Source organism: Bacteroidales bacterium, assembly GCA_017521245.1.
GTDB lineage: Bacteria > Bacteroidota > Bacteroidia > Bacteroidales > G3-4614 > Caccoplasma_A.
Map to the genome: position 1 here is coordinate 1 of JAFXDI010000013.1, position 23,669 is coordinate 23,669.

The 23,669-nt window shown below is 38.9% G+C and carries 17 protein-coding genes; 1 reads left to right on the forward strand and 16 read right to left on the reverse strand.

What is annotated here, in order from left to right; all coding sequences use genetic code 11:
• The coding region (locus IKK64_03070; protein MBR4119043.1) for a discoidin domain-containing protein at nucleotides 1-2,444 on the reverse strand (2,444 nt) is incomplete at its 3' end.
• 208 nt (nucleotides 2,445-2,652) lie between these two features.
• Nucleotides 2,653-3,960, reverse strand: a complete 1,308-nt coding sequence (locus IKK64_03075; protein MBR4119044.1) for a glucose-6-phosphate isomerase — start codon at nucleotides 3,958-3,960, stop codon at nucleotides 2,653-2,655.
• Nucleotides 3,961-4,143: 183 nt separating this feature from the next.
• Between IKK64_03075 and IKK64_03080 the strand changes: the two genes are divergently transcribed.
• Nucleotides 4,144-5,589 (forward strand): sodium:solute symporter, encoded by a 1,446-nt coding sequence (locus IKK64_03080; protein MBR4119045.1) that lies wholly within the window; start codon nucleotides 4,144-4,146, stop codon nucleotides 5,587-5,589.
• Between the two features lie 34 nt (nucleotides 5,590-5,623).
• Here IKK64_03080 and secA read toward each other — a convergent pair whose 3' ends face one another.
• The 14 genes from secA to IKK64_03150 form a co-directional block, all read right to left on the reverse strand.
• On the reverse strand, nucleotides 5,624-8,935 hold the full coding sequence (gene secA, locus IKK64_03085; GenBank protein ID MBR4119046.1) for a preprotein translocase subunit SecA: 3,312 nt from the start codon (nucleotides 8,933-8,935) through the stop codon (nucleotides 5,624-5,626).
• A 24-nt stretch (nucleotides 8,936-8,959) separates the two neighbouring features.
• Nucleotides 8,960-10,549, reverse strand: coding sequence for an alkaline phosphatase family protein (locus IKK64_03090; GenBank protein ID MBR4119047.1), 1,590 nt, complete (start codon nucleotides 10,547-10,549; stop codon nucleotides 8,960-8,962).
• Between the two features lie 17 nt (nucleotides 10,550-10,566).
• Nucleotides 10,567-11,772 carry a DUF4105 domain-containing protein gene (locus IKK64_03095; GenBank protein ID MBR4119048.1) on the reverse strand — a complete coding sequence of 402 codons (1,206 nt, stop codon included), beginning with the start codon at nucleotides 11,770-11,772 and terminating at the stop codon, nucleotides 10,567-10,569.
• A 9-nt stretch (nucleotides 11,773-11,781) separates the two neighbouring features.
• On the reverse strand, nucleotides 11,782-13,014 hold the full coding sequence (locus tag IKK64_03100; protein ID MBR4119049.1) for a mechanosensitive ion channel: 1,233 nt from the start codon (nucleotides 13,012-13,014) through the stop codon (nucleotides 11,782-11,784).
• Nucleotides 13,015-13,031: 17 nt separating this feature from the next.
• Nucleotides 13,032-13,424: an L-rhamnose mutarotase gene (locus IKK64_03105; protein ID MBR4119050.1), complete on the reverse strand. Its 393-nt coding sequence runs from the start codon at nucleotides 13,422-13,424 to the stop codon at nucleotides 13,032-13,034.
• 42 nt (nucleotides 13,425-13,466) lie between these two features.
• Nucleotides 13,467-13,679, reverse strand: coding sequence for an immunity 17 family protein (locus IKK64_03110; protein ID MBR4119051.1), 213 nt, complete (start codon nucleotides 13,677-13,679; stop codon nucleotides 13,467-13,469).
• Nucleotides 13,680-13,684: 5 nt separating this feature from the next.
• Entirely contained in the window at nucleotides 13,685-14,113 is a 429-nt protein-coding gene (tsaE, locus tag IKK64_03115; GenBank protein ID MBR4119052.1) for a tRNA (adenosine(37)-N6)-threonylcarbamoyltransferase complex ATPase subunit type 1 TsaE, read from the reverse strand.
• 7 nt (nucleotides 14,114-14,120) lie between these two features.
• Entirely contained in the window at nucleotides 14,121-15,662 is a 1,542-nt protein-coding gene (locus tag IKK64_03120) for a bifunctional response regulator/alkaline phosphatase family protein (GenBank protein MBR4119053.1), read from the reverse strand.
• Entirely contained in the window at nucleotides 15,659-18,424 is a 2,766-nt protein-coding gene (locus IKK64_03125) for a tetratricopeptide repeat protein (GenBank protein MBR4119054.1), read from the reverse strand. The genes IKK64_03120 and IKK64_03125 overlap by 4 nt, the downstream gene beginning before the upstream one ends.
• Before the next feature lie 112 nt (nucleotides 18,425-18,536).
• Nucleotides 18,537-19,361, reverse strand: a complete 825-nt coding sequence (locus tag IKK64_03130; protein ID MBR4119055.1) for a metal ABC transporter permease — start codon at nucleotides 19,359-19,361, stop codon at nucleotides 18,537-18,539.
• Nucleotides 19,362-19,778 carry a phospholipase gene (locus IKK64_03135; protein MBR4119056.1) on the reverse strand — a complete coding sequence of 139 codons (417 nt, stop codon included), beginning with the start codon at nucleotides 19,776-19,778 and terminating at the stop codon, nucleotides 19,362-19,364.
• Complete coding sequence (locus IKK64_03140; GenBank protein ID MBR4119057.1) at nucleotides 19,778-20,995, reverse strand: 3-phosphoshikimate 1-carboxyvinyltransferase; 1,218 nt, start codon at nucleotides 20,993-20,995, stop codon at nucleotides 19,778-19,780. The genes IKK64_03135 and IKK64_03140 overlap by 1 nt, the downstream gene beginning before the upstream one ends.
• 7 nt (nucleotides 20,996-21,002) lie before the next feature.
• Nucleotides 21,003-22,085 (reverse strand): DUF4831 family protein, encoded by a 1,083-nt coding sequence (locus IKK64_03145; GenBank protein ID MBR4119058.1) that lies wholly within the window; start codon nucleotides 22,083-22,085, stop codon nucleotides 21,003-21,005.
• A 2-nt stretch (nucleotides 22,086-22,087) separates the two neighbouring features.
• The gene (locus IKK64_03150) at nucleotides 22,088-23,608 is read right to left on the reverse strand and encodes an NAD(P)H-hydrate dehydratase (GenBank protein ID MBR4119059.1); all 1,521 of its coding nucleotides are present in this window, start codon (nucleotides 23,606-23,608) and stop codon (nucleotides 22,088-22,090) included.
• Nucleotides 23,609-23,669: the final 61 nt, after the last annotated feature.

Here is a 23,669-nt window from a genome sequence, read left to right on the forward strand (position 1 = left end):
ACTTTCTCGGCTACCAATGTTCCTGCTATTGAGTAAACCTCTACGTTTGTTGCTTCGGCTACCTCAACTTGCACACCTCCTGCTACTGCATAGATTGTAGTCTCTGCTACCTCTGCACTCTCAACTGAATTCCAAATTCCTGAGAACTCGGCTACTATGTGTAGTGGCTCGGTTGGCTCATAGAATATATCGCCATACTCTTCCAAGTCTGTTGCAAAGTCATAATCATCGCCATTGATTGTTAATGACAACAACTCTTCTCCTGCTTGTGGATATATGAAGATACATACCGACTCACCTTCTATTTCATCCCACATTGCATATTGATCTCCTGCTGGAATTACGGGGAAAGTCTCCTCATCGCCCTCGTTGTATGAGTCGCTGGTCCATACCTCAATGTAACCTCCTCCTGTATATTCGTATGTCAATATCATTGCAGGGGTTCCAAATGTTGCTGTGATGTTAGTTACTCCGTTCACTTTCACTTGTGTTGTGAACTCTTTAACTTGACTGCTTGGCAATACATTTTCTCCGTTTATCAATAGAGTTTTAAGCCATTGGTTTGATGATCCCTCTGCTGTGATAGTGATTATTGAACCCTCTGCTACTCTATCGCCACTTGTCAAAGTTGTTGAACCTTGTTTTACCGAAATTGAGCCGCCTGTTGTTTTTACAATGTTTACAGGATATAGAGTTGCAAAGTTGGCTTGAATTGTTACTGCCTCTGCTCCTGCGTATGAGTATGTCTCTTCTGTTGATACTACCTCGCCATTGATTGTCCAGTTTACAAACTCATCATTTGTTGTTTGTGTAATAGCTCTTACTGTTACTATTTCTCCTGTTGTTACATCAGTTGCTGTTCCCTCGGGCATTGGAGATACAAATACCGCATATCCTTTTGTTTTGTCGTTTGATGCAACTTTTACTGTACGTGGCTCTACTGGTTTGAACTCAAAGTTTGCTACATAATCACGATTCTCTGTTACCGCTGTTGTTGTATATACTGCATCTGTTGATACCTCAACACCATCAAGTGTCCAGTTTACAAATTGGTATCCTGTTGCTGCTACGGCTGTTAAAGTTACGGTATCATTTCCGTCAGATGCACATGACATAGAAGTTGTTCCTTCTGTGCCAATATATGCTATTCCCTTTGTTGTATCTGATGATGACACTGACACTGTATATGAACTTAGATACAAATAGAACTCAGCACAGTTTGCGTGTAAATTCGCTCCTGCATTTCCGAATGTAGTTGATGCATACAACAATACATATTGTCCACTTACAGTTGTTCCCAAATCAATCTTATGCTCTTGAGCATTATAGTTGAATGAACCCGATTTTACTTCGGTCATTGTTCCTGAAATATTAGATGTATTTGGTGCTGTATCACTTACATATAGTGTATAGTTGTTAATATTACCATTACATCCGTTTGGATCTGCCGTACGAGATACATAATTGAACGCATCAAATGATTGTATGCTACCTAAATTAAACATAATCCAGTGAGGAACATCTCTATCTGCGTTTGCTCCGTCATATTCGTTGTGCCACCAAGTTCCTAAGTTTCCGTCAATAGCATAACGTGCCATACCTTCTGAAGCATTGTTGGCATGTTCTGAACTTGCTGATGCTGTCCATCCTGAACGATCTAATTTGGGATCTCTTTGGAAATTAGCCACATAAGTTTTGTCTCCCTCAGTATTGTCTATAACTGTGGTTATAGTTGAAACCACCTCTCCGTTCAATGTCCAGTTAACGAACTCAAAACCAGCATTTGCTGTTGCCACTGATGAGATTGCAACTGTTGATGACTCTTGATAATTAGACAATGTTCCTGCTCCAACAGGTGAAACTTGGAAAGTAATTGTTCTCTCTGCCACAGCAACAGGTTTTGTAGCCTTGAATGTTGCCATCAATCCGCGAGATAATGCTTGACAAGGGGTAGCCTCGCCGTATGAGTTGTGTTGTGGAGCCTCACCTGAGTTCATTCTGAATTTTAACTCTGTTGTACTCCACTCAAAGTTTGAAGGAACTGTTACTGAATATTCTATTCCTAGTTGAGGTGTACCGGGATTTGTATAAACTACATATTTCTCTCCGGAATCGGTCCAATCTTGATTTTGATTCCAGTCAAAATACAAGATTGTTTGTCCCCATTGTGAGTGTTTTCCTCCCTCATTTGTAATTGAACTCATAACAAATGTTAGCACATCTCCTGCTTCAATCTCCATTGAACAAGTTGATGAAGCGTCTTGCACATTAGACCCATCGCTGTTCCATGTAAAGGCTTCTGCGCCATTAACCTTTGCCACAATTTTATTAATTGCATAGTAGTTACCACCTCCACTGTTAGGAGCTGTTCCTGCACAATAATCAGCATAAGAGTTTGCTGCTACAAACAAAAATGCTACTACAAAAAGTAAAAATTTCTTCATAAAATATAGTTTTAAATTAGTACAATATATTTTTAACTCATTCCAATCAACAAATTTAAATATATTTTCTGAATTTCAATCGTTTTCTGCAAAAAAAATTAACATTATTTATTATTTGAGTCATTTGTATTTTAAAGTCATTAGAGGAAAGGGACTACACTTTTAGAGTGCAGTCCCTTTCTTTTAACTTATTATAATATGTAATCTGCTATTTTACACCGGGTTTCTCCAATAGACGGAACATATTCTTTTTGTATGCCTCTACTCCCGGTTGATTAAATGGATTTACGCCCAATGTGTAACCACTTATTGCACATGCTGCCTCAAAGAAGTAGATTAATGCTCCTAAACAGTTCTCTCGTACTGCAGGTATTACTATGCGAATGTTGGGTACACCGCCATCTACGTGTGCCATTTGAGTTCCCAACTCAGCCATTTTGTTTACATAGTCAACTCGTTTTCCTGCCAAGTAGTTCAAACCATCAAGGTCCTCTTTGTCGGTTGGTATTACCAATGTATTGTTAACGTTTTCAACAGAGATTACTGTTTCAAAGATTGTACGCTCTCCCTCTTGTATCCATTGTCCCATTGAGTGAAGGTCTGTTGTAAAGTCAACTGATGCAGGGAATATTCCTTTACCCTCTTTTCCTTCGCTCTCTCCGTAGAGTTGTTTCCACCACTCTGCAAGGTAGTGTAGTTTAGGATTGAAGTTTGCTAATATCTCAATCTTTTTACCATCACGATATAGTATGTTACGTGCTGCTACATATTGTGCTGCAATGTTGCTTTCAAATGGAGCAGTTTTACATTGTTGCATCATATTTTGTGCTCCTGCTACAAGAACTCGAATATCAAATCCTGCCACTGCTATTGGCAACAATCCAACAGGAGTAAGAACTGAGAAGCGTCCTCCTACATTATCGGGGATAACAAATGTTTTGTAACCTTCGTTATCTGCCAATGTACGCAATGCACCTTTTGAGGCATCAGTAATTGCAACAATACGGCGTTGTGCCTCGCCTTTTCCTACTTGATTTTCAAGTTGTTGTTTTAACAAACGGAATGCGATTGCAGGCTCAGTTGTTGTTCCTGATTTAGAGATATTGATAATACCAAACTCTTTATCTTTTAAGAACTCTTGCATATCAGCCAAGTAATCCTCCCCAATGTTGTGTCCTGCAAAAAGCACTTGTGTTTTTGCATTTGCATCGTAACATGCAAAGGTGCTTGATAGTGCATCAATTACTGCTTTTGCTCCAAGATAACTTCCTCCAATACCAATTACTACAACAAAACGACATTTTCGGCGTAGCGAGTTTGCTGTTGTCTCAATATCGGTTAAAAACTTGTGGTCAATCTCTGCTGGTAGGTTTAACCATCCTAAGAAATCGTTTCCTGCTCCATTACCTGCATAGAGTGTCTCTATTGCTTTCTCTACCTCCGGGGCTATCTTTTGAAGTTGCTCTTGAGCCGATGCTCCAAGTGCCTTCTCTAACTCTAATTTTATAGTATTCATCACTTTTATTTTTTAATTATGTGCCAAAATTAATTATTTTGATTTAACAATCAAAGATATTGTTTGAATTTTCTTATATTTTTTTCTAATATTGCAAAATTGTTTCGGTTTCAAAACTTACCAGAAACAACATCTGAGTTTTTTTCAATATCTTCGTACAAAATTTTTTATTATTACAGATAAATGAATGGTATTTTAATATTGTTTATCATTATAGGCTACTTTACTTTGCTTACTATTATTGCCCGACTATCGGCAAAGAAGGGCGGTAACGATGCTTTTTTCAGAGGCAATGGTAACTCACCATGGTGGTTGGTAGCTATTGGTATGATTGGCACATCAATTTCGGGGGTTACATTTGTTTCTGTTCCCGGGATGCCAAAGAGTATTGATATGAACTATATGCAGATGGTGTTTGGTTTTGCCGTTGGTTATATCATTATCGCCAAAGTTCTTTTACCCCTATATTATAAGTTAAATCTGATTTCGATTTATAAATACCTTGATGAACGTTTTGGATCAAAGAGTTACAAAACTGGTGCAATATTTTTTATTATATCAAAAATAACCGGTGCGGCGGCTCGTCTGTTTTTAGTGGTTCTAATTCTGCAAAGTCTGGTATTTAATGAGTTAGGCGTTCCGTTTGAGATTACTACAATATCAATTATCTTCCTTATCTGGCTATACTCAAACAAAGGAGGTATAAGGTCAATTGTCAGAACTGATGCTTTACAAACCGTTATTTTACTTACTGCGGCAGGGCTGATTATCTATGCCATTATGTCAAAGATGGGTATTGGCTTTAGCGAGACTGTATCTATTATTACAAACAGCCAACACTCAAATATATTTGTTTTTGATGACTGGGGTTCAAAGCAGAACTTCTTCAAGCAATTCCTTAGTGGCATTTTCATAACTATTGTTATGACAGGGCTCGACCAGGATATGATGCAAAAGAACCTTACTATCAAAAGTTTAAAAGAGGCACAACGCAATATGTATATTTATGGAGTGGCATTTATCCCTGTTAATTTGATATTCTTGTGTATTGGCATTTTGCTTTTAGCATTTGCATCTTATAATGGGATTGTCATACCTGAGAAGGGCGATGAACTTCTTCCGCTTTTGGCTACCAACCATTTGGGAGGTGCTGTAATGGTACTCTTCTGTATTGGTATTGTTGCGGCAGCCTTTTCGAGTGCCGACTCGGCTTTGACTTCGCTCACCACTTCGTTCTGCTTGGATATTTTGCGTACCGACAAGATGGATAGCAACAGAGCAGAGAGGGTAAGGAAAATCTCTCATATTGGTATGGCCGTGTTGTTTGCCATTATTATTATGGCAATCAGATATATGAACAGCGACAGTGTTATTGATGCCATCTACACTATTGCAGGTTACACGTATGGTCCACTATTGGGATTGTTTGCATACGGTTTGATTAGCAAAGGCAGACCTAACGACAAACATATCCCCTATTTTGCCATTGCATCACCCATAATCTGCTTTGCGTTGAGTTACACCTTACAACACACCATAGGTTACAAAACTGGCTACGAACTTTTGATGATTAACGCGGCTATAACCTATATACTTTTATGGGTGTCGGCGAAAAAAGTTGTTAGTTAACGAACGTATGTTCGTTAACTAACAACTTATTTAACTACAAACCTTTTCCGTGGCAGTTTTTGTATTTCTTACCACTTCCGCATGGGCATGGCTCATTACGTCCAACTTTAGGCTCAGCCTTTATTGGTGTATGTCCTGCTGAACTTGATGCTCCACCTCCCGATGCAGTTGCTCTCTCTTGTTGTTCAGAGAGTGAATCTTTTTGTGTGCGGTAACGGCTGTAATCTTGGCGACGCTCAGGTGCTGCCTCACGTACCTCTTCGCCTTCACGCATAGGAATTCTTCCTCTTAACAAAATTGAAACACTCTTACGGTTTGTTGTCTCTAACATATCGCGGAACAATCCGAACGACTCTATCTTGTATATCAACAAGGGATCTTTCTGCTCGTAACTTGCTGCTTGTACCGATTGACGTAATTGGTCCAAATCACGAAGATGCTCTTTCCAAGATTCATCAATTATGTATAGCAATATTGATTTCTGGAATTGCTTGCATATTGATGCTCCTTCGGTTTCGTATGCCTCTTTTAAGTTACATTTTATGTTATATACACGTTTTCCATCAGTTACAGGTATCATTATATCCTCGTAACGATTTCCCTCATTTTCGTAAATTCTTTTTATTACAGGATATGCAACCGATGCCAACTGTGCTTGTTTTCTGTTGAAGGCATCTATTACGGTTTCGTATAGTTTATCATTGAGGATTTGTTTTTTCTCTTTACTGAATGTTGCTTCATCAAATGGCAACTCAACAGCAAATGTTTTAAGGGCATCCTCTTGCAATGATTGATAGTCAGAGTCTGAAGAGTAAATATCTATCATAGAACTTACCGAGTCTGCTATCATATTCATTATGTCAATTCCAATTCTCTCTCCCATTAATGCATGGCGACGTTTTGAGTATATCAACTCACGTTGCGAGTTCATTACATCGTCATACTCCAATAGACGTTTACGGATTCCGAAGTTGTTCTCCTCAACTTTGCGTTGTGCTTTTTCAATTGAGTTTGATACCATTCTGTGTTGTATCATCTCGCCCTCTTTAAATCCGAAACTATCCAATATCTTCACCATTCTGTCTGATGCAAACAGACGCATCAGGTTGTCCTCAAATGATACAAAGAATACTGATGAACCTGGATCTCCCTGACGTCCTGAACGTCCGCGTAACTGACGGTCAACACGACGCGACTCGTGACGCTCTGTACCGATGATTGCTAATCCTCCTGCCTCTTTTACTGCATCAGATAGTTTAATATCGGTACCACGTCCTGCCATATTGGTTGCTATGGTTACTGTTCCGCGTTGTCCTGCTTGTGCTACAATATCAGCCTCTTTTTGGTGTAATTTGGCATTCAATACGTTGTGTTCAATGCGACGCATCTTAAGCATTTTGCTCAACAACTCTGATATTTCAACCGAAGTTGTTCCCACCAATACGGGACGCCCTGCTGTTACCAACTCCTCAATCTCCTCAATTACGGCATTGTATTTTTCGCGTTTTGTTCTGTAAACGCGATCCTCCATATCGTTGCGTAATATTGGACGGTTAGTGGGGATAGTGATTACATCTAATTTATAGATATCCCAAAACTCTCCTGCTTCGGTCTCGGCAGTACCTGTCATACCTGCCAGTTTGTGATACATACGGAAGTAGTTTTGGAGTGTAATGGTTGCAAATGTTTGGGTTGCCGCCTCAACGGTTACTCGCTCTTTTGCCTCAATTGCCTGGTGAAGTCCGTCTGAATAGCGACGCCCCTCCATAATACGACCTGTCTGCTCATCAACTATTTTTACTTTGTTGTCAATTACCACATACTCTTCATCTTTATTGAAGAGTGCGTATGCTTTTAATAGTTGATGTATTGTGTGGGTACGCTCTTGCTTGATTGCATAGTCTTGTAATATGGCATCTTTCTTCTCTTGTTTCTCTTCTGCCGATATATTCTCACTATCTAATTCAGAGATTTGCAAGCCTACATCGGGCAAGACAAAGAAGTTGGGATCATCCATATTCCTTGAGATTATATCCAATCCTTTATCGGTTAAATCAACACTATGGTTCTTCTCATCTATTACAAAGAACAAGGGATCAGTTACCACATGCATTTGTCGGTTATTCTCCTGCATATAAAATGCTTCGGTCTCCAACATTAGGGCTTTTATTCCCGGCTCACTCAAATACTTGATTAATGGTGTATTTTTGGGGAGTGCTTTGTAACAACGGAATAGTAATAGTCCACCTTCACGACGCACCTCTTTATCCTCTGACGCAATTTTTTTACGTGCATCGGCTAATAGTTGGTTTGCCAATGTGCGTTGCGCACGATACAACTCCTCCACTTTAGGACAGAACTGTTCAAACAGTTGGTCTTCGCCTTTTGGTACTGGTCCTGAGATAATCAATGGAGTACGAGCATCGTCAATCAATACCGAGTCAACCTCATCGACAATTGCATAGTTGTGAGCACGTTGCACCAAGTCTTGTGGCGAGATTGCCATATTGTCACGCAAGTAGTCGAAACCAAACTCGTTGTTTGTTCCAAAGGTAATGTCGGCATTGTATGCTTTACGACGAGCATCAGAGTTGGGTTTGTGTTTATCGATACAATCAACTGACAGTCCGTGGAACATATAAAGTGGTCCCATCCACTCCGAGTCACGTTTTGCCAAGTAGTCGTTCACTGTTACTACGTGAACTCCATTGCGGGTTAAAGCATTCAGGAATACAGGTAGGGTTGCCACCAATGTTTTTCCCTCTCCTGTTGCCATCTCTGCAATTTTTCCTTTGTGTAACACTACTCCACCAAAGAGTTGTACATCGTAGTGTACCATATCCCACTTAACTTCGTTTCCTCCTGCTATCCAGTGGTTGGTGTAGATTGCTTTGTCACCTTCGATGCGTATAAAGTCACGTCCTTCGGCAGCTAACGTACGGTCAAATTCGGTTGCTGTTACCTCTATCTCCTCACTCTCAGCGAAACGTCTTGCGGTATCTTTTACTACGGCATACACTACGGGCATCACTTCGTTAAGTTTTGCCTCGTATTTATCAAGAACAGTCTTCTCTAATTTATCAATTTCGGTCCAATAACTCTCTCTCTTTTCGTATGGGAGTGTTTCAACCTCTGCTTTTAGTTGAGCTATTCGCTCCTTTTCTGAGGCAACTGCATCTTGTATCTCTTGTTTTACCTCATCAATTTTTGCTCTCAACTCATCGTTTGTGAGAGGTTTTATTGTTTCGTATGCTGTTTTTATACTCTCTACGTATGGTTGTATCTCACGCATATCGCGTTGAGATTTGTTTCCAAATAGTTTTTTTAATATATCGACAAATGCCATTTTTATTGTTATTTTATATGTTGTTTATTTTGTTTCTGTTTTACTATTCAATATTAGGGGGTACGACTTTGAAGCACTCGGGGCACGTATTCGTATTGCTCTACATACGGTCGGGGCTACTGCTGTTGCATCAACTGGTGTAGATACTCTTTTAGGTGTTACGTTTTTACCTATGAATATCAACGGTGTTGGTACTGCATTATATTGTATATATTCGTTTTTCTTCTCCTCCTCTTCGTAGTTTATCTCCCAGCCCGGTTTTATCTCTAATACTATATCGCCTGAGTGTTGACGGCTATATCTTCGGCGTTGGGGAGCAACCGCTACTATATCGCCATGTAAGATTTGATATGAGGTTAGAGCATCTTGTACTCCCTCCATTTGCGACAGAAACTCGGCACTATTTACTACAAACTCTTCAAGGTTAAGCTCTTTCTTTTTTATCAGTTCACGATTTAGATATATCTCTTTATCGTGGTAGCCTATTACCCACTCCTCGTGACCATACATAGCCATCAGGTAGTAGTTTAGTAATGCGGTTGCTTTGCGTGGGTAGAATTGCCCTGTGGGTACTCCGTATAGTCCGTATGGACGTGCCTCAAAGTTGCTATACCCTGTTGATACAATAAAAATAAAAGCATTATCCAAACCTACTGTACTATCAATAGTTTGAAGTAGTGTCTCTATCTCCTTATCCAAGCGTAGATAGGTATCTTGTATCTCTACACCGTAATCACGAACATTCTGCTCTTTGTAGTTTCCTGCATAGTATCCCACGTTGAGCATATCGGGAACTGTGCCTTTACCTAAGCGTCCTTTCTCCAATATTGAACAGGCAACGGTTGTTACTTCACTGTTTACTAATGCCGATAGTTTTAGATTTTTATATTTATCATCGCCATCAAAAAAGTATTTAAAGGCAAACTCGGGTTGATTGTATGGTAGTCCATCGTACTTCCAAAGGGGTAGCATTGGCGACCAAACAGTTTTATCTATACGGGTATCGAGTCCGTTTTTTATGTTATGCTCAGTTACAAAGATTGGCACCTCTTTGTAGTATGTTGAAGTTGCCCACTTTCCGTTCTCTTCGTTTAACCAAAAGGCAGAGTTGGCTGCGTGTCCTGCCGAGATTATTGCCACCTCTGAGGTTGGTGCTACGGAGTATATTTTTGACTCTCCCGATGTTGCCGATTTTAGTTCATCGGTTATGGTTGATACCGATATTATTCGGGGAGAGAGTGCCTCACTTGTGAAATTTCCTAATTGGTTCTTGTCACTCAATATTGGATATATCTCCTTTTTCTCTTGATTGAATCGAGTGTTTGAAGTTATTGAGTGAGTAGATGGATGAGTCCCTGTGTATATTGTTGCCACTGATGAGGCTCTGGTTATATCGCCATATCCATAATTGAGATTTTCATACACTACACCCTCTGTCATTAAGCGGTTAAATCCGCCTGTTCCAAACAGATGTTGCATCATATCAATGTAATCGGTGCGAAGCTGGTCTATTGTTATGCCCACTACCAGTTTGGGCATATCAACTCCTCGCTCCTGCGATTGTGCAGTGACCGATAGCATTAATATTATTAGCGGTGTTAAAAACCTGTTCATCTGTTCTTTTATGTCTGTTACTTACGTTTTTGCTCTACGGCGATATATGTTACTGACCTTATTAGTAATGTAGTTACAAGCAATATTGTAGCCAATCCCACCTCTTGCTTTGCAAATGCTACTACTATAAGATAGAGCAATAAAAGTGCAAAGTTAATAAAATGATAGCAATTTAGAAACTTTTGATATTTTCTTATCCAGATGAACGGTATCACTACTAACCATATAGGGTGTAACCACATTGCGTTTATGTTTGCCGACACTGCTGGATGCTCTGAGAAGAGCAACAAGAAATATACCAATATCCCAAGTATTCCGAATATTGCAAAGAGTATAGTATCGGTTATTCTACTATGTATCTTGTTCTTGTAATCAATAAACGAGATTATTAGAACTGCTATTAGCACTCCAAAAGCAAAAATATTGGGAGTAAGAATATCTAATATTGAAGTTTTAACCTCTGATTCTCGTGCCGCCAATACCTCTTTGGGTGTTGTTGCTATTTGTTCTACCACTCCTCCCCTATCTATTTTTGCCGTAGCAAATATCTGTTCTGTTATATGTGGTAAGAATGGCTTATCGGGTATTAATATCTGCTCATCTACCTCTCCGTCAAGAATAAGGTCTAATCCAAATGTAAGCCACTCGTCTTGTGATGTACATTCGTGAATCAGATTACGGTATGTTGGCAACTCTACGTTGGTGGTATCAACTATTAGTGTTCCTGTCAAGTTGCGTTTTATTATCTCTAATGGTCGGGTTGCACAGTTGTCATATAGGAACGAATACCTATATGTTTGATTTTCGGGCAACATATTTACCATTAGGGCTTCATAAAGATTGTGAGCCTCCTCTTGTGTTAATAGTAGTGGTAATTCTCTAACACTGCTACCTCTTATGGCATACATTGTCAAGAAATCGTGATAGTGCATAAGTCCTATCATATAATCGGTTTCGCCCTTTACAAAACGATACTCAAAGTGTGGCTCTTCAAATGAGAATAGTCCATAGTGATATACCCCATCAAATTTTTTTGATGGGATGTGTATTCTTATTCCTGTATGACCAAACTTTTCGTATATCTGTTTTCCTTGCGATGCTGTTAATAGCGAAACAGATATTGAGTCGGTATCTGTTAGTCCTGTTTTAAATAGTGATGCTTTTGATACGGTTACATTCATAAAAAACATAACCGCAACAAAAGCATATATAATTTTTTGCATCTTCATCTCCTATTTTGATGATGGGCGCAGGGTTGTTTTTCTATTATCAACGCCCGACGCTCTTTGATATGGTTTTAATTCAAAATCTACCATTACGGCTATTATGTGTTCCATAACATCCGATGCATAATTCTCGTAATATACCCAATCTTTATTTGCACTAAAGAAGTATAGTTCAAAGGGTAATCCTTCTGATGAGGGTTCTAAGTATCGAACCATCTTTGTTGCACTCTTTGCTGTATCTGAATTGCTTTTTATATAGTTCTCAACATATACCCTGAATAGTTTTATATTTGTTATATCTCCTCGTTCTATATCTTTTTCGGTGCGATTTTCAACATACTCTTTTACTGCGGGGTATTTTTCTGATAGTTTTGCAATCAACTCCTCTCTCGCAAATTCAATGCAATACATATCTATTTCAATGGCTCGTTTTATCCTTCGCCCAGCAGACTCGCTCATCCCTCTCCAGTTCTGGAAAGAGTCATTTATCAGTGCTATTGGCGGAATGGTAGTGATTGTATTATCAAAGTTACGAACTTTTACAGTATTGAGTGTTACCTCTAATACATCTCCATCAACATTCTTCCCAGGTACTGTTATCCAATCTCCGGGGCGTAACATATCGTTATACGAGAGTTGTAACCCTGCTATAAGTCCAACAAATGAATCTTTAAATATCAAGGTCAGGATTGCCGCCGATGCTCCCAATCCTGCTATTAGTGCACCTACCGGTTTATCTATCATTACCGCTATCATTACCAATATTCCAATGAATATCATAAGCATCTGTATTACTTGGAATACCCCTTTTAGTGAGCGGTCTTTAAATTTTTCGCTTTGCAAAACTACATCGTAGGCAAATGTTATAACACCTGACAATGTTCGCATTACCTCTGCTACTATATAGAGTATGCTCAATTTAGCAAAGAACATATAGGCAAACATATCTTGAGGTAATACCGATGGCAACATTAAATATACTATTACCGCTGGTACTATCTTAGATACTCTATTTGGCAACTTACGTTCAAAGAGTTTATCGTCCCAAGATGCTTTAGATCTCTTCGCTAATTTGCGAAGTGGGTTTGTTATAATCCAACGAGATAGATAGTATGACAATATAGAGAGTAATACTACTATTATACCCAATACTATTCGTGCCACTATTTCAACATTATCAGTAGATATGTTGGTCTCTGATAATAGAGTTTTTAAATATTCTAATATATTTATTCCCATATTCTATTTTGAGATAACTATTTTTTGATTTCAGATAGTTTAAACATCTGCTCCATCATTTGCCACTTCTCGGTTGACGATGCCCCTTCGGGTGCTTTTTGGAATGCTCCAACAAATGCCTCCCACTCATCTTGACCCGGCATCTGTGCTAACTTACCAAATGCCTCATCCCAATCAAAATCAATTGGTGTCTCAACAATCATAAAGAGGCGTGTTCCCAATATGTATATCTCCATATCATATATACCTATTGAACGTAAACCTTCAGGGACTATATCCCATATATGCTCCGATTGATGATATTTACGATACTCTGCTATCTTCTCAGCATCGGCAACTAAATCCAATGTTTGACAATATCTTTTTGTCTGTTTATGCTCGTTTATCTCAACGTATCCTTGCTTGTTCATATTATTATATTTTTGTTAGTTCTACAAAATTACCATTTTATTTTAAGATATGGGCATACTATACACATAATACGCCATATAGAGTATTAATATTCCCACTATTCCATAAAAAACTCTTGCACCTTTTCTACCAAAGAGCTTTACAAACATCTTACCATTCTCGCTTGTAAAGAACCAGTTAAAATTAAATATGGATGCCGAAATTGATAATAACCCTAATATCAAAAATATTATTGCCGCTACTATATTCAGCATATTCTCTATATTGGTTTACACTCCACCACTCGTGCCGAGTTCTCTACCTCTTTGATTGTTACCATTACAGTTTCAGGGGGCAACAACTCCTCAACCTTTTCGCTCCACTCTAAGAAGCATAATGCTCCGCTATAAAAGTAATCTTCGTAGCCTAAGTCGTAAACCTCCTCCAATTTGTTTATGCGATAGAAATCAAAGTGATACACCAACTCTCCTGTTGTATCGGAACGATACTCGTTTACTATGGCAAAGGTTGGACTGTTTACTCCTTCGCTTATACCTAACTCTTCGCAAATGGCTTTGATGAATGTTGTTTTTCCTGCACCCATATTTCCATAGAATGCAAATACTGTTGCATCGCCCATATTACGAATAAACTCTCGTGCTACTTCGTTTATCTTGTCTAACGATGGTATCTCTAATGTTATATTCATTCTCTTATTATTTTTTTGTCAAGGTTACTAATGGTATTATCATCTCCTCCATTGATATTCCTCCATGCTGAAATGTATCTTTGTAATATCCTACATAGTAGTTGTAGTTGTTAGGATATGCAAAGAAATCGTTATCAGAGGCAAATATATATGTTGAGGAGAGATTTAAGGTTGGCAATCCAAACTTCTCGGGCGATTTTATTTCATACACCTCCTTAGGATTGTAACCTAACATTTTTCCCACTTTATAACGCAGGTTGGTATTTGTATTTTTATCTCCTACCACCTTAATGGGGTTATCAACATATATTGTTCCATGATCGGTTGTCAATACAATTTTATACCCCATATCTGCCATCTTCTTCAGCAAATCCAATGTAGGCGAGTGTTTAAACCACGACTCTGTTAATGAACGGTATGCCGCACCGGTTGATGCCAACTCGCGTATCATCTTAGACTCAGTTCGGGCGTGAGACAACATATCAATAAAGTTTATGACACACACATTCAACTGATTGTTTTGAAGGTTGGTTATCTTTTGCAACACCTTCTCTGCGTATACCGAATCGTTTATCTTTGTATATGAGAAACTATATCTCTTTCGATAACGATCTATTTGTGTCTGTATGAGTGGCGATTCATTTAAATTCTTTCCCTCTTCCTCATCCTCATCTACCCATAAATCGGGGAACATTTTTGCTATCTTATCGGGCATAAGTCCCGAAAATATTGCATTACGAGCATATTGTGTTGCCGTTGGCAGGATACTGTAATAGACATCCTCTTCGGCATAGAAATAGTCATTCAACAGAGGTTTTATAGTTCTCCATTGATCAAGGCGGAAGTTATCTATCAATACAAAGAATATCTTTTCGCCTTCATCTAATAGCGGGAAGAGTTTTGTTTTGAAGATTTCGTTACTCATTAAAGGATGTGCCTCTGTTGTCACCCACTTTTCATAGTTCTTTTTTACAAATTTGGCAAAGGCTGCATTTGCCTCTCTCTTTTGCATCTCGAGCATTGGCAACAACTCACTTGATGACTGTTGCAACTCCAGTTCCCAATATACTAAACGTTTATACACTTCTGCCCAATCCTCATAATCTCTTGCATCTCCTATCTGCATTGACAGGCGAGTAAACTCCTGCTGATAGGCGTGAGTTGCCTTCTCCTGTATTATCTCCCTGCGATTGAGATTCTTTTTTATTGTCAGCAGTATTTGATTTGGATTTACGGGTTTTATCAGATAGTCAGATATTTTTCTGCCTATCGCCTGTTCCATGATATTCTCCTCCTCGCTCTTGGTTATCATTACAACAGGAATATCGGGACGTTGCTCCTTAATTATACTCAACGTCTCAATACCATTTAATCCGGGCATATTCTCATCCAATATTATTAGATCGAACTCCTTGTTATCGCTCATCTCTATTGCATCTTGTCCGTTGGTTACGGTTGTTACTTCGTATCCTTTCTGTTCAAGAAAATAGATATGAGGTTTTAGTATATCTATTTCATCATCTGCCCAAAGTATAGTCTCTTTTCTCATAACTTACTACTGTTTTCAAGTTCGGCATCGGCTGCCATTGATGTTTCCCAGAAATTAAAATAGTTCTCAAACGTGTTACCTTGCATAAGAATGTTGTAATTCTCATCACTTATCATCACAATTCTTACACCTTCGGGTAACTCTATCAACTCTGAACTCTCAATTTTTCTACGATATAGCATCAACTCCCTCAAATTATCAAACCCTTTTATTTGTAACATTCCCACTCCATCGGTTGTTGATATAGCGAGGTCAAAGTCTTTTATATAGAAGTTTGTGAAGTTGTATCGTGCTACTATAAACAATATCTGATTTGCATCAATACTATCGGCAGAGAAGACCATCAACATTTGATGCGGAGCCTCTTTATCCCATACAAATGGAGGCAACTCTTTTTTATCTGCTATTGAATCGTTTACTACTCCTCCTGCACCTAATCTGATTTTAAATATATCTTGTTGACCTGTTCCTGAAACCACTTCGCGACCTTCTGCCACTCCTTTTAACATTGCTGTTGCAAGTGGAGCAACATCCTCCTCGGGATAGTTCTGAAGCAACTGTTTCATTGCATCCTTAAAGTTATCTATATCTCCCTCGTTCACATAAGCCAACGAATTTACCAACATAAATTTAGGCATCAGTTTTGAGAGAGGATATTTCTCTGTAAAAGTGTTGTATTGGGTATGAACTCCGCTATTATCCCCGGCAATGAATGTTTCGTATATAGTGCGATATAGCGAGTCTTGTTCTACCTCCATATTCTTTATATTTTCGAGATAGTTTGCATCTTTCATTGCTTGTGCATATTTGCTTTCAGGAAACTCGGTTAATATCTTTTGTCGATACTCCTCGGCTGTGAGTTTATCCCTTTGAATCATATTCATCAAATATATGTTATAGTATGTCTCTAACATATATTCATTATCGGGATATTGAGTCATTAATCTATCAAAGATACTCATCGCCGCCTCAAAGTCCTCTAAATCATTTTTAAGGATTACTCCCATATTAAAGAGTCCGTCAATTATTAGTTCATCCGATAGAGCAATATCCTCCGGTGTTCGTGGCAACTGTTGGAGATAGTATTGAGGATCTTTTGTATCGGTTACTGGAGCACCTAACGAATCGGCCACTGCCTCAACCTGAGCCAATGAGTCGGCAAGTAGTTCTGCCTCCTCCTCTGCTCCATAATCGTACTCCTCAAAATCAGACATTGAGAATGCCGCTTTATTTATTCTTCGCCAGTTATCTTCCAATTTACGTTTACCCCACTTCTTTTGGAAGTCGGTTTTACCTGTTGCAATGGTTGCCTTGTTGTAGAAATACCAGCTTGAACTCTTTCCTCCTATCTGCATTGCTGGACCAGTTGGTGCTTGTGCTCCTCCCAATGATGATTGTCCAAAGGCAGAGTTCATTGCCGATTGATTTGCCAAATGCTCCTGTCGAGCCATCTCCTCTGCCAATAGTCGTTCTTGCTCTTTTACCTCCTCAATCTTCTTTTCAATAAGTTTCATTATCTCCTCCTCAGGAAGTGAAGCTACATACCTTAGGCTATCTTGCAACTCTACTGTTGATGAGTGTACCACCAAATCATCCAACACTTCAGAGCGTTTTACAAGAGTTGTATAGTTGGGAAAATCTTCGCTTACCAGTGGCACACCTTCGGCATAACAGGGTTGAGCTTTGGTGTACTTGCGTTGTGAGAAGTATATGTTACCCAATGTTATCTGATTCATTGCCTTCTCTATACCATTGCGGGTACTCTCACTATTTGCTTTAATGTAATAGTCAATTGCTTTAAGTGTATCTCCTGCCGATAGGTGGATGTTTCCAATGGCATAGTATATTTGGTCAAGATACTCTTTGTTTCGTGATGCCTTTGTCATCTTCTTCAACCCCTTTATAACCTTTGAGGTATCTTGATTTGACATCACCTCTGTCTGCTTAATACGTGCATTAAATTCGGTACGATATACAGGATTCATTGATATTACCTTTGAATAGGTATCGTATGCCAAATTGTTCTGCTCGGTTTTTTGGTACAACTGGGCCAAGAGGAACGTTTGACGCACCTTTTGATATTTATCTTTTTGTGCATCTATCGATTTTTTCAGGAATGGTATTGCCTCACTATACTCTCCTTTGTTTATATGAAACTGAGCAGTTACCATTGATAACTCTCCCTCCATTTTTGAGGGTATGGAGTCGAGTGATATTTTGTGTTTTACATCCTCTGCTTCATACATCCACCCTAACTCGGTATAGCATCGCATAAGCCATATCTTTGACTCTTTTACCAAATCCTCTAACCACGGGAAGTGTTGTATTATATAGTTGAATGTTGATGCTGCCTCAAGAAATTCACCTTGATAAAATTGCGACCTTGCTATCATAAACCACGCATTGTGTATATAGGGATTAAACTCCTCGCGGTTTAAGAATGCTTTATATTTTGGATCGGACGCTTTCTTTGGATCACGCTTTGGTTTCTTCTTTATTGAGTGCAGTTGTATCGCTTTTTTTCCTTTATCAATAGGTATTTTAAAATCTCCCGATGGTTTCTGTTCCTTCTCGTTTGAATAGGCACTTACGGGGTGTATGTGTACCAATGAGGTGAAGTCATCGTTAAAATCTTTCTGCATATTCTTCAACGACTCTTTATAACTCTCATTACCGTTAAAATAGACGTTAAATCGCGTTGTTAAGCCGTGGTAAAAACGCGTAGCCTTTGTGTTCTTTTTTGGAGAACACGCCATTACCATAACTATAATGGTCAATATCAATACTATTTTTACCCTTACTTTTTTCAACACTTTTACTTTTATTAAAGTACGTATTTATTTAATTTTTATTGTCTTATAACTTTGCTTTAATTCAACATTGCTCTTTTATCCTTTGCGGTGCTGTTATCTTTTTCACTCCCCACAATATAGCATATATCAATATCAATACAAATACTATGGTTGCACTTGTTGGAACGTTTGCAAAGGTTGATAACAACAATCCCGATACCCCACCTGTTAACGATATAATGATTGACAATAATACTATCCTATTGTAGGAGCGGGTAAAGAGTTCGGCACTCATTTGAGGTAACGATATGAACGATAGCAACAGCATTATTCCTATTAGTTTTACTGTCAATATTATTGCCAACGATATTACTACCATTGCAACATACTCAATCAATTTAACCTTTACACCCCGTATCTTTGCAAACTCCCTGTCAAAAGCTGTATATAAAATCTCCTTGCGATATATAACAGAGATAAAAAAGAGTATTAGAGTATATATGGTATATATTAGCAAATCTTTTGAGTTGATGGTCAATATATCACCAAAGAGAAAACCTGTTAATCCTGTATTATATCCGGGAGTTATATATATGAATATCACGCCCAATGCCATTCCCAATGCCCAGAACACAGCTATTGCAGAGTCTTCTCTCACCCTTTTTCTTTGCGACAGTGCCTCAACTCCAAATGCCGAGGCCAAGGCAAATATCAATGCAGTTATAGAGGGAGAGATTCCAAGATATACCCCTAATCCCAATCCTCCAAATGAGGCGTGGGTTATACCTCCTGCTATAAACAACATTCTTCGCGATACTATATATGTACCTACAATACCTGCTACTATTGAAATTAGTGTTATTGCAACTGCTGCGTTTATAAAGAATGAATACTGGACTATTTCCATCTAATTACTTTTTATTCGACGCTCTGATACCACCAGCAATACTTCATCACGTATTTGCTCGGGCAACTCTATATCTCTCAAACATAGGCTTCTTACCCATCCTGCCACCTCCTCGCTTCGCAATGTATAGAAAACCTCTTCAAATGCAGCAACAGCCTCTTTATCATACTCCTCACATGGCACCCCCTTATAAGCATCTAACTCATAATCATTATAATACTCTATCTCTTTGCTTATTGCTGTCAGAAGAGAATCTTTTTCGCAAGTTTCGTGCATTCCACAACACTCAGCATCAACTTTGGCGGCTTTCTGAGCCTCCTCTTTAGTTTGCTTTCCTATTGTGGTATAGCGTGACAACAATGACGCTATCACTCCTACTACGCAAATTGATATTATGATTATCCAAACCGCTATCATTACTCAATACTAAATCCTACTTTTGATAAATCTTCCCAGAATTTTGGATATGACTTTGTTACCACCTCTGATGATTTTATCTTTATACCGGGATATAGATATGATGCAATTGAGAACGACATAGCCATACGATGATCATCGTATGTATCAATCTCTACATCCTCTTCTTGAGAGCATCTATCACCTGTCCATTTTAAAGTACCCTCTTCTGAATCATCTAAAATGTAACCTAATTTACGCATCTCTTTTACCAAGGCAGCAATTCTGTCGGTCTCCTTTATTCTCAACGATTGAAGTCCTGAAATTTTAAATAAGACTCCTTTCATTGCAGCAACAACAACTAAGGTCTGTGCCAAATCGGGAGTATCGGTTAAATCAACTTCGTATGTTTTCTTAACCATATTGCATTTTCTTAATACAACATAGCCATCGTTATACTCTGTTGCTACTCCCAACGGAGTAAATAGCGACACAACCTTTGAATCGCCTTGAATACTTACGTTATCCAATCCTTCAAGAACAATATCTGCATCGTTTGCTAACGCCACAAATCCATACCAATATGATGCTGCCGACCAATCTGCCTCAACACGATAGGATAATGGATTGTATCTGCCTGTTGGGATATCTATTTGATTTCCCGCCATTCGAGCCTCTACCCCATACAACGACATTAGCGATAGTGTCATTTTTATGTAGGGTAACGATACTATATTCCCGGTCAGAGTTAGTTTTACTCCTCTTTTGGTATATGGAGCAATCATCAACAAGGCAGATATATATTGCGAACTTACACTACCCGATAGCTCCACTTCTCCACCCTCTAACTCTTTTCCCTTGATGTTTAAAGGCAAATATCCCTCACGTTCAGCATACTCTATCTCTGCACCTATTTTTCGCAAAGCCTCTACCAATATTTTAATAGGGCGTTGTTTCATTCTCACAGAGCCGGTAAGTTGATACTCGCCCGGTGTCATTGAGAGATATGCCAACGAGAAACGCGTTGCTGTTCCTGCCGCACCGGTATTTACCTCTCCTGAAGTTACCGAAAGGGCACTACGCATCATCTCCGAGTCATCGCAAACAGCGATATTCTCGGGCAAGACCTTACTCTTTGATAATTTATTTAACAACAACACTCTATTGCTTATACTTTTTGAATAGGGCAGACCTATGTCTCCTCTAACTATTGGGGGTGCTGTAACTTTTATATCCATACTTTTTTTATTCAGCCAATACATTCTTGCCAATCTCTTTTATTGCTCCTGTATTGGGATGTAATATCATATAAGTTTGTACTTTTTTATCAACAAATAGTTTTGGGGCTAACCCAAATTTAATACCAAATTGTGTCAACTCAACTCTCTTGTTAAATTGTAGTTCACCTTGATATGTTAATGATAGTTGAGCCTCTCCCGGAATGTTGTATATTACCGAGTTCTCAGGCAAAACAAAAGGATTTCCCTTTGAATCCAACGGAGTTTTTGCACGTTCAACATTGTTTAACGACACATATATTGGTTCGCCACTGAGATTGTCACTATCAACCAATCCCTCTTTCTCTGAGATTCTTGCAATAACAACATCTTCGCACTCTCCGTCAGGAATCCATCTAACTCTTACGGTTTTTCTTTGTGTTTGCTTTGTTCCTGTAAACATAACGGTCAGGCGTGACTCTTGCTCTGCCAATTGTTCAAGCATCAGTTTCAGAGCCTCCCCATCAAAGCGTTGATCCGAGTCTCCTGTTATTATATCGGTACGACTCTCCCTTAGACGATATATCTGCTTGGCAGCCAACTCTGCCATTCTAATGTTTGAGCCTGAAAGCAACATCTCTTCGGTTAAAGCGTACGAGTAACTGTTGTCGACAAGAGGCGAGGGAGTCATTTTTCCCTCCACCGGAATCTCTTCAACCGATGTTTCAATTGCAGGCTCAGCATTTACAGCCATCAGTACACCCTCCTCATCAATATAGATATATGGTGTAGCTCCACTCTTTAACTGCACGTTATAGTATATATCCTTATCGGGGATACTTGCCACTTGTGCCGACATTGAGACTACTCGCCAACTTTTTGAATCACTTGTTATTTGTGCCGGTATTCCCAAATATTTTTGAGAATAGTTAGCATAAGGACCTGCTTTTAACTGCGTAAGTTCGAGTGTTATATCAACATCTATTACCGTTTTTGGCAATACGTATGATACTGAATAGTCGTTAAAACTTGCGGCTATCTGTTTCCCTTTTTCGGCTGCAACAGAGATTGCAGATACCATTATTAATACTATTGATAATACTCTTTTCATTGTTATTTTACATTATAAGTATGTAACTTTTTAAATGCCTTACCAAGATTCTTAACTATGTCACTTGCCATCAAAGACTCTTGCGATTCGCTCTCCAAACAGATATCTCCTGCCATTCCATGCAAGAACACACCCAATACTGCCGCATCAGACGGTGCATAACTTTGAGCTATCAATGCTGATATTACACCTGTTAAAACATCGCCACTTCCTGCCGTTGCCATTCCCGGATTACCTGTACTATTAAAGAATATCTCTCCGCTTGGTTTTACTATTGCAGTATTAGCACCTTTCAATACAATTGTTATTTCGTGTTCAACAGCAACCTGTTTGGCTTTAATTAAACGTTGATACATTGTTTTGCATGGGCCAAAAAGTCTGTCAAACTCATACTTATGAGGAGTAATTACCGAATACTTTGGTATTCTTGAGAATAGCCCCTTAGTTTCAGCAATAATATTAAGAGCATCAGCATCTATAACCATTGGGACATTTGCTTTGTTTAAGAGGTATGTTAATGCCTCTGCTGTATCTCTGTGTTTTCCTAAACCCGGACCAACCGCTACAACATTGTGCCATTTTGAGAGAGAACAGTTTGTGACTCTGTTCATATTTGAATCGGCTATAAACATTGCCTCTGGCACTGATGATTGCATTATATCCTCGCCACACGCTGCCGAGTGAACACTTATCAATCCCACCCCTGAGCGTAATGCCGCCTTTGATGCCATAACTGCCGCACCCATCATTCCCGCACTACCTGCAACCAACAGCATATGACCATACTGACGTTTATCGGAGCATCTTGGTCGCTTTTTCAACAACCCGGCAACCTCAACAGTCTCAAGATAGTATAAAGGAGTCTCCTTCTCCTCTATTATCTCCGGAGAGATTCCTATATCAGCAATTATCAACTCACCAATATAATCGGCATTCTCTTCTAACATAAATGCCAATTTAGGATACTGAAATGTAATTGTTACATCAGCCTTTATTATAAAGGTCGGATTATTTTGTGTATTATCCTCTGCAAAGAGCCCTGATGGCATATCTATCGATACAACCGAAGCCTCTGATTTGTTAACAAGTTGTACCAAAGAGGGATAGCCACCCTTTAACGGAGAACTAAGTCCAACGCCAAACAGTCCGTCTATCACCAACATTCCCTTTGTCAATGTAGGGGGGATAAACGATTTAACCACCTCTTCACATGAGATGTTTAACTCTTGTAATAATTCAAAATTTTTGAGAGTATTAGCCGAAGCATTACCGGTAGGGTTAAAGAAGTATGCTGTTACCGCATACCCCTCTAACGACAACATACGAGCCACAGCCAAAGCATCGCCTCCGTTATTACCCGGACCTGCAAATACAACAATGGGAGTATTGCGTCGCCAACGCGAAATAATTTCGTATGTTACCGTTGAAGCCGCACGTTCCATCAATTCGTAAAATGTTATCGACTCCTTATTTACGGTATATTCGTCTAACTCCTTATTATCTTTTGCACTGAATATCTTCATATTAGCATTTTTATTAAACAACAATTCTGCAAGTGTAAAGATAATTTTTTTTTATCACTAA

Coding starts and splice junctions, on each gene's coding strand:
- IKK64_03150 (MBR4119059.1), bottom strand. CDS start 23,608: ATGAAGATATTCAGTGCAAAAGATAATAAGGAGTTAGACGAATATACC.
- secA (MBR4119046.1), bottom strand. CDS start 8,935: ATGGCATTTGTCGATATATTAAAAAAACTATTTGGAAACAAATCTCAA.
- tsaE (MBR4119052.1), bottom strand. CDS start 14,113: ATGAATATAACATTAGAGATACCATCGTTAGACAAGATAAACGAAGTA.
- IKK64_03110 (MBR4119051.1), bottom strand. CDS start 13,679: ATGCTGAATATAGTAGCGGCAATAATATTTTTGATATTAGGGTTATTA.
- IKK64_03140 (MBR4119057.1), bottom strand. CDS start 20,995: ATGGATATAAAAGTTACAGCACCCCCAATAGTTAGAGGAGACATAGGT.
- IKK64_03135 (MBR4119056.1), bottom strand. CDS start 19,778: ATGATAGCGGTTTGGATAATCATAATATCAATTTGCGTAGTAGGAGTG.
- IKK64_03100 (MBR4119049.1), bottom strand. CDS start 13,014: ATGGGAATAAATATATTAGAATATTTAAAAACTCTATTATCAGAGACC.
- IKK64_03125 (MBR4119054.1), bottom strand. CDS start 18,424: ATGGTAATGGCGTGTTCTCCAAAAAAGAACACAAAGGCTACGCGTTTT.
- IKK64_03145 (MBR4119058.1), bottom strand. CDS start 22,085: ATGAAAAGAGTATTATCAATAGTATTAATAATGGTATCTGCAATCTCT.
- IKK64_03105 (MBR4119050.1), bottom strand. CDS start 13,424: ATGAACAAGCAAGGATACGTTGAGATAAACGAGCATAAACAGACAAAA.
- IKK64_03090 (MBR4119047.1), bottom strand. CDS start 10,549: ATGAACAGGTTTTTAACACCGCTAATAATATTAATGCTATCGGTCACT.
- IKK64_03080 (MBR4119045.1), top strand. CDS start 4,144: ATGAATGGTATTTTAATATTGTTTATCATTATAGGCTACTTTACTTTG.
- IKK64_03075 (MBR4119044.1), bottom strand. CDS start 3,960: ATGAATACTATAAAATTAGAGTTAGAGAAGGCACTTGGAGCATCGGCT.
- IKK64_03095 (MBR4119048.1), bottom strand. CDS start 11,772: ATGCAAAAAATTATATATGCTTTTGTTGCGGTTATGTTTTTTATGAAT.
- IKK64_03130 (MBR4119055.1), bottom strand. CDS start 19,361: ATGGAAATAGTCCAGTATTCATTCTTTATAAACGCAGCAGTTGCAATA.
- IKK64_03120 (MBR4119053.1), bottom strand. CDS start 15,662: ATGAGAAAAGAGACTATACTTTGGGCAGATGATGAAATAGATATACTA.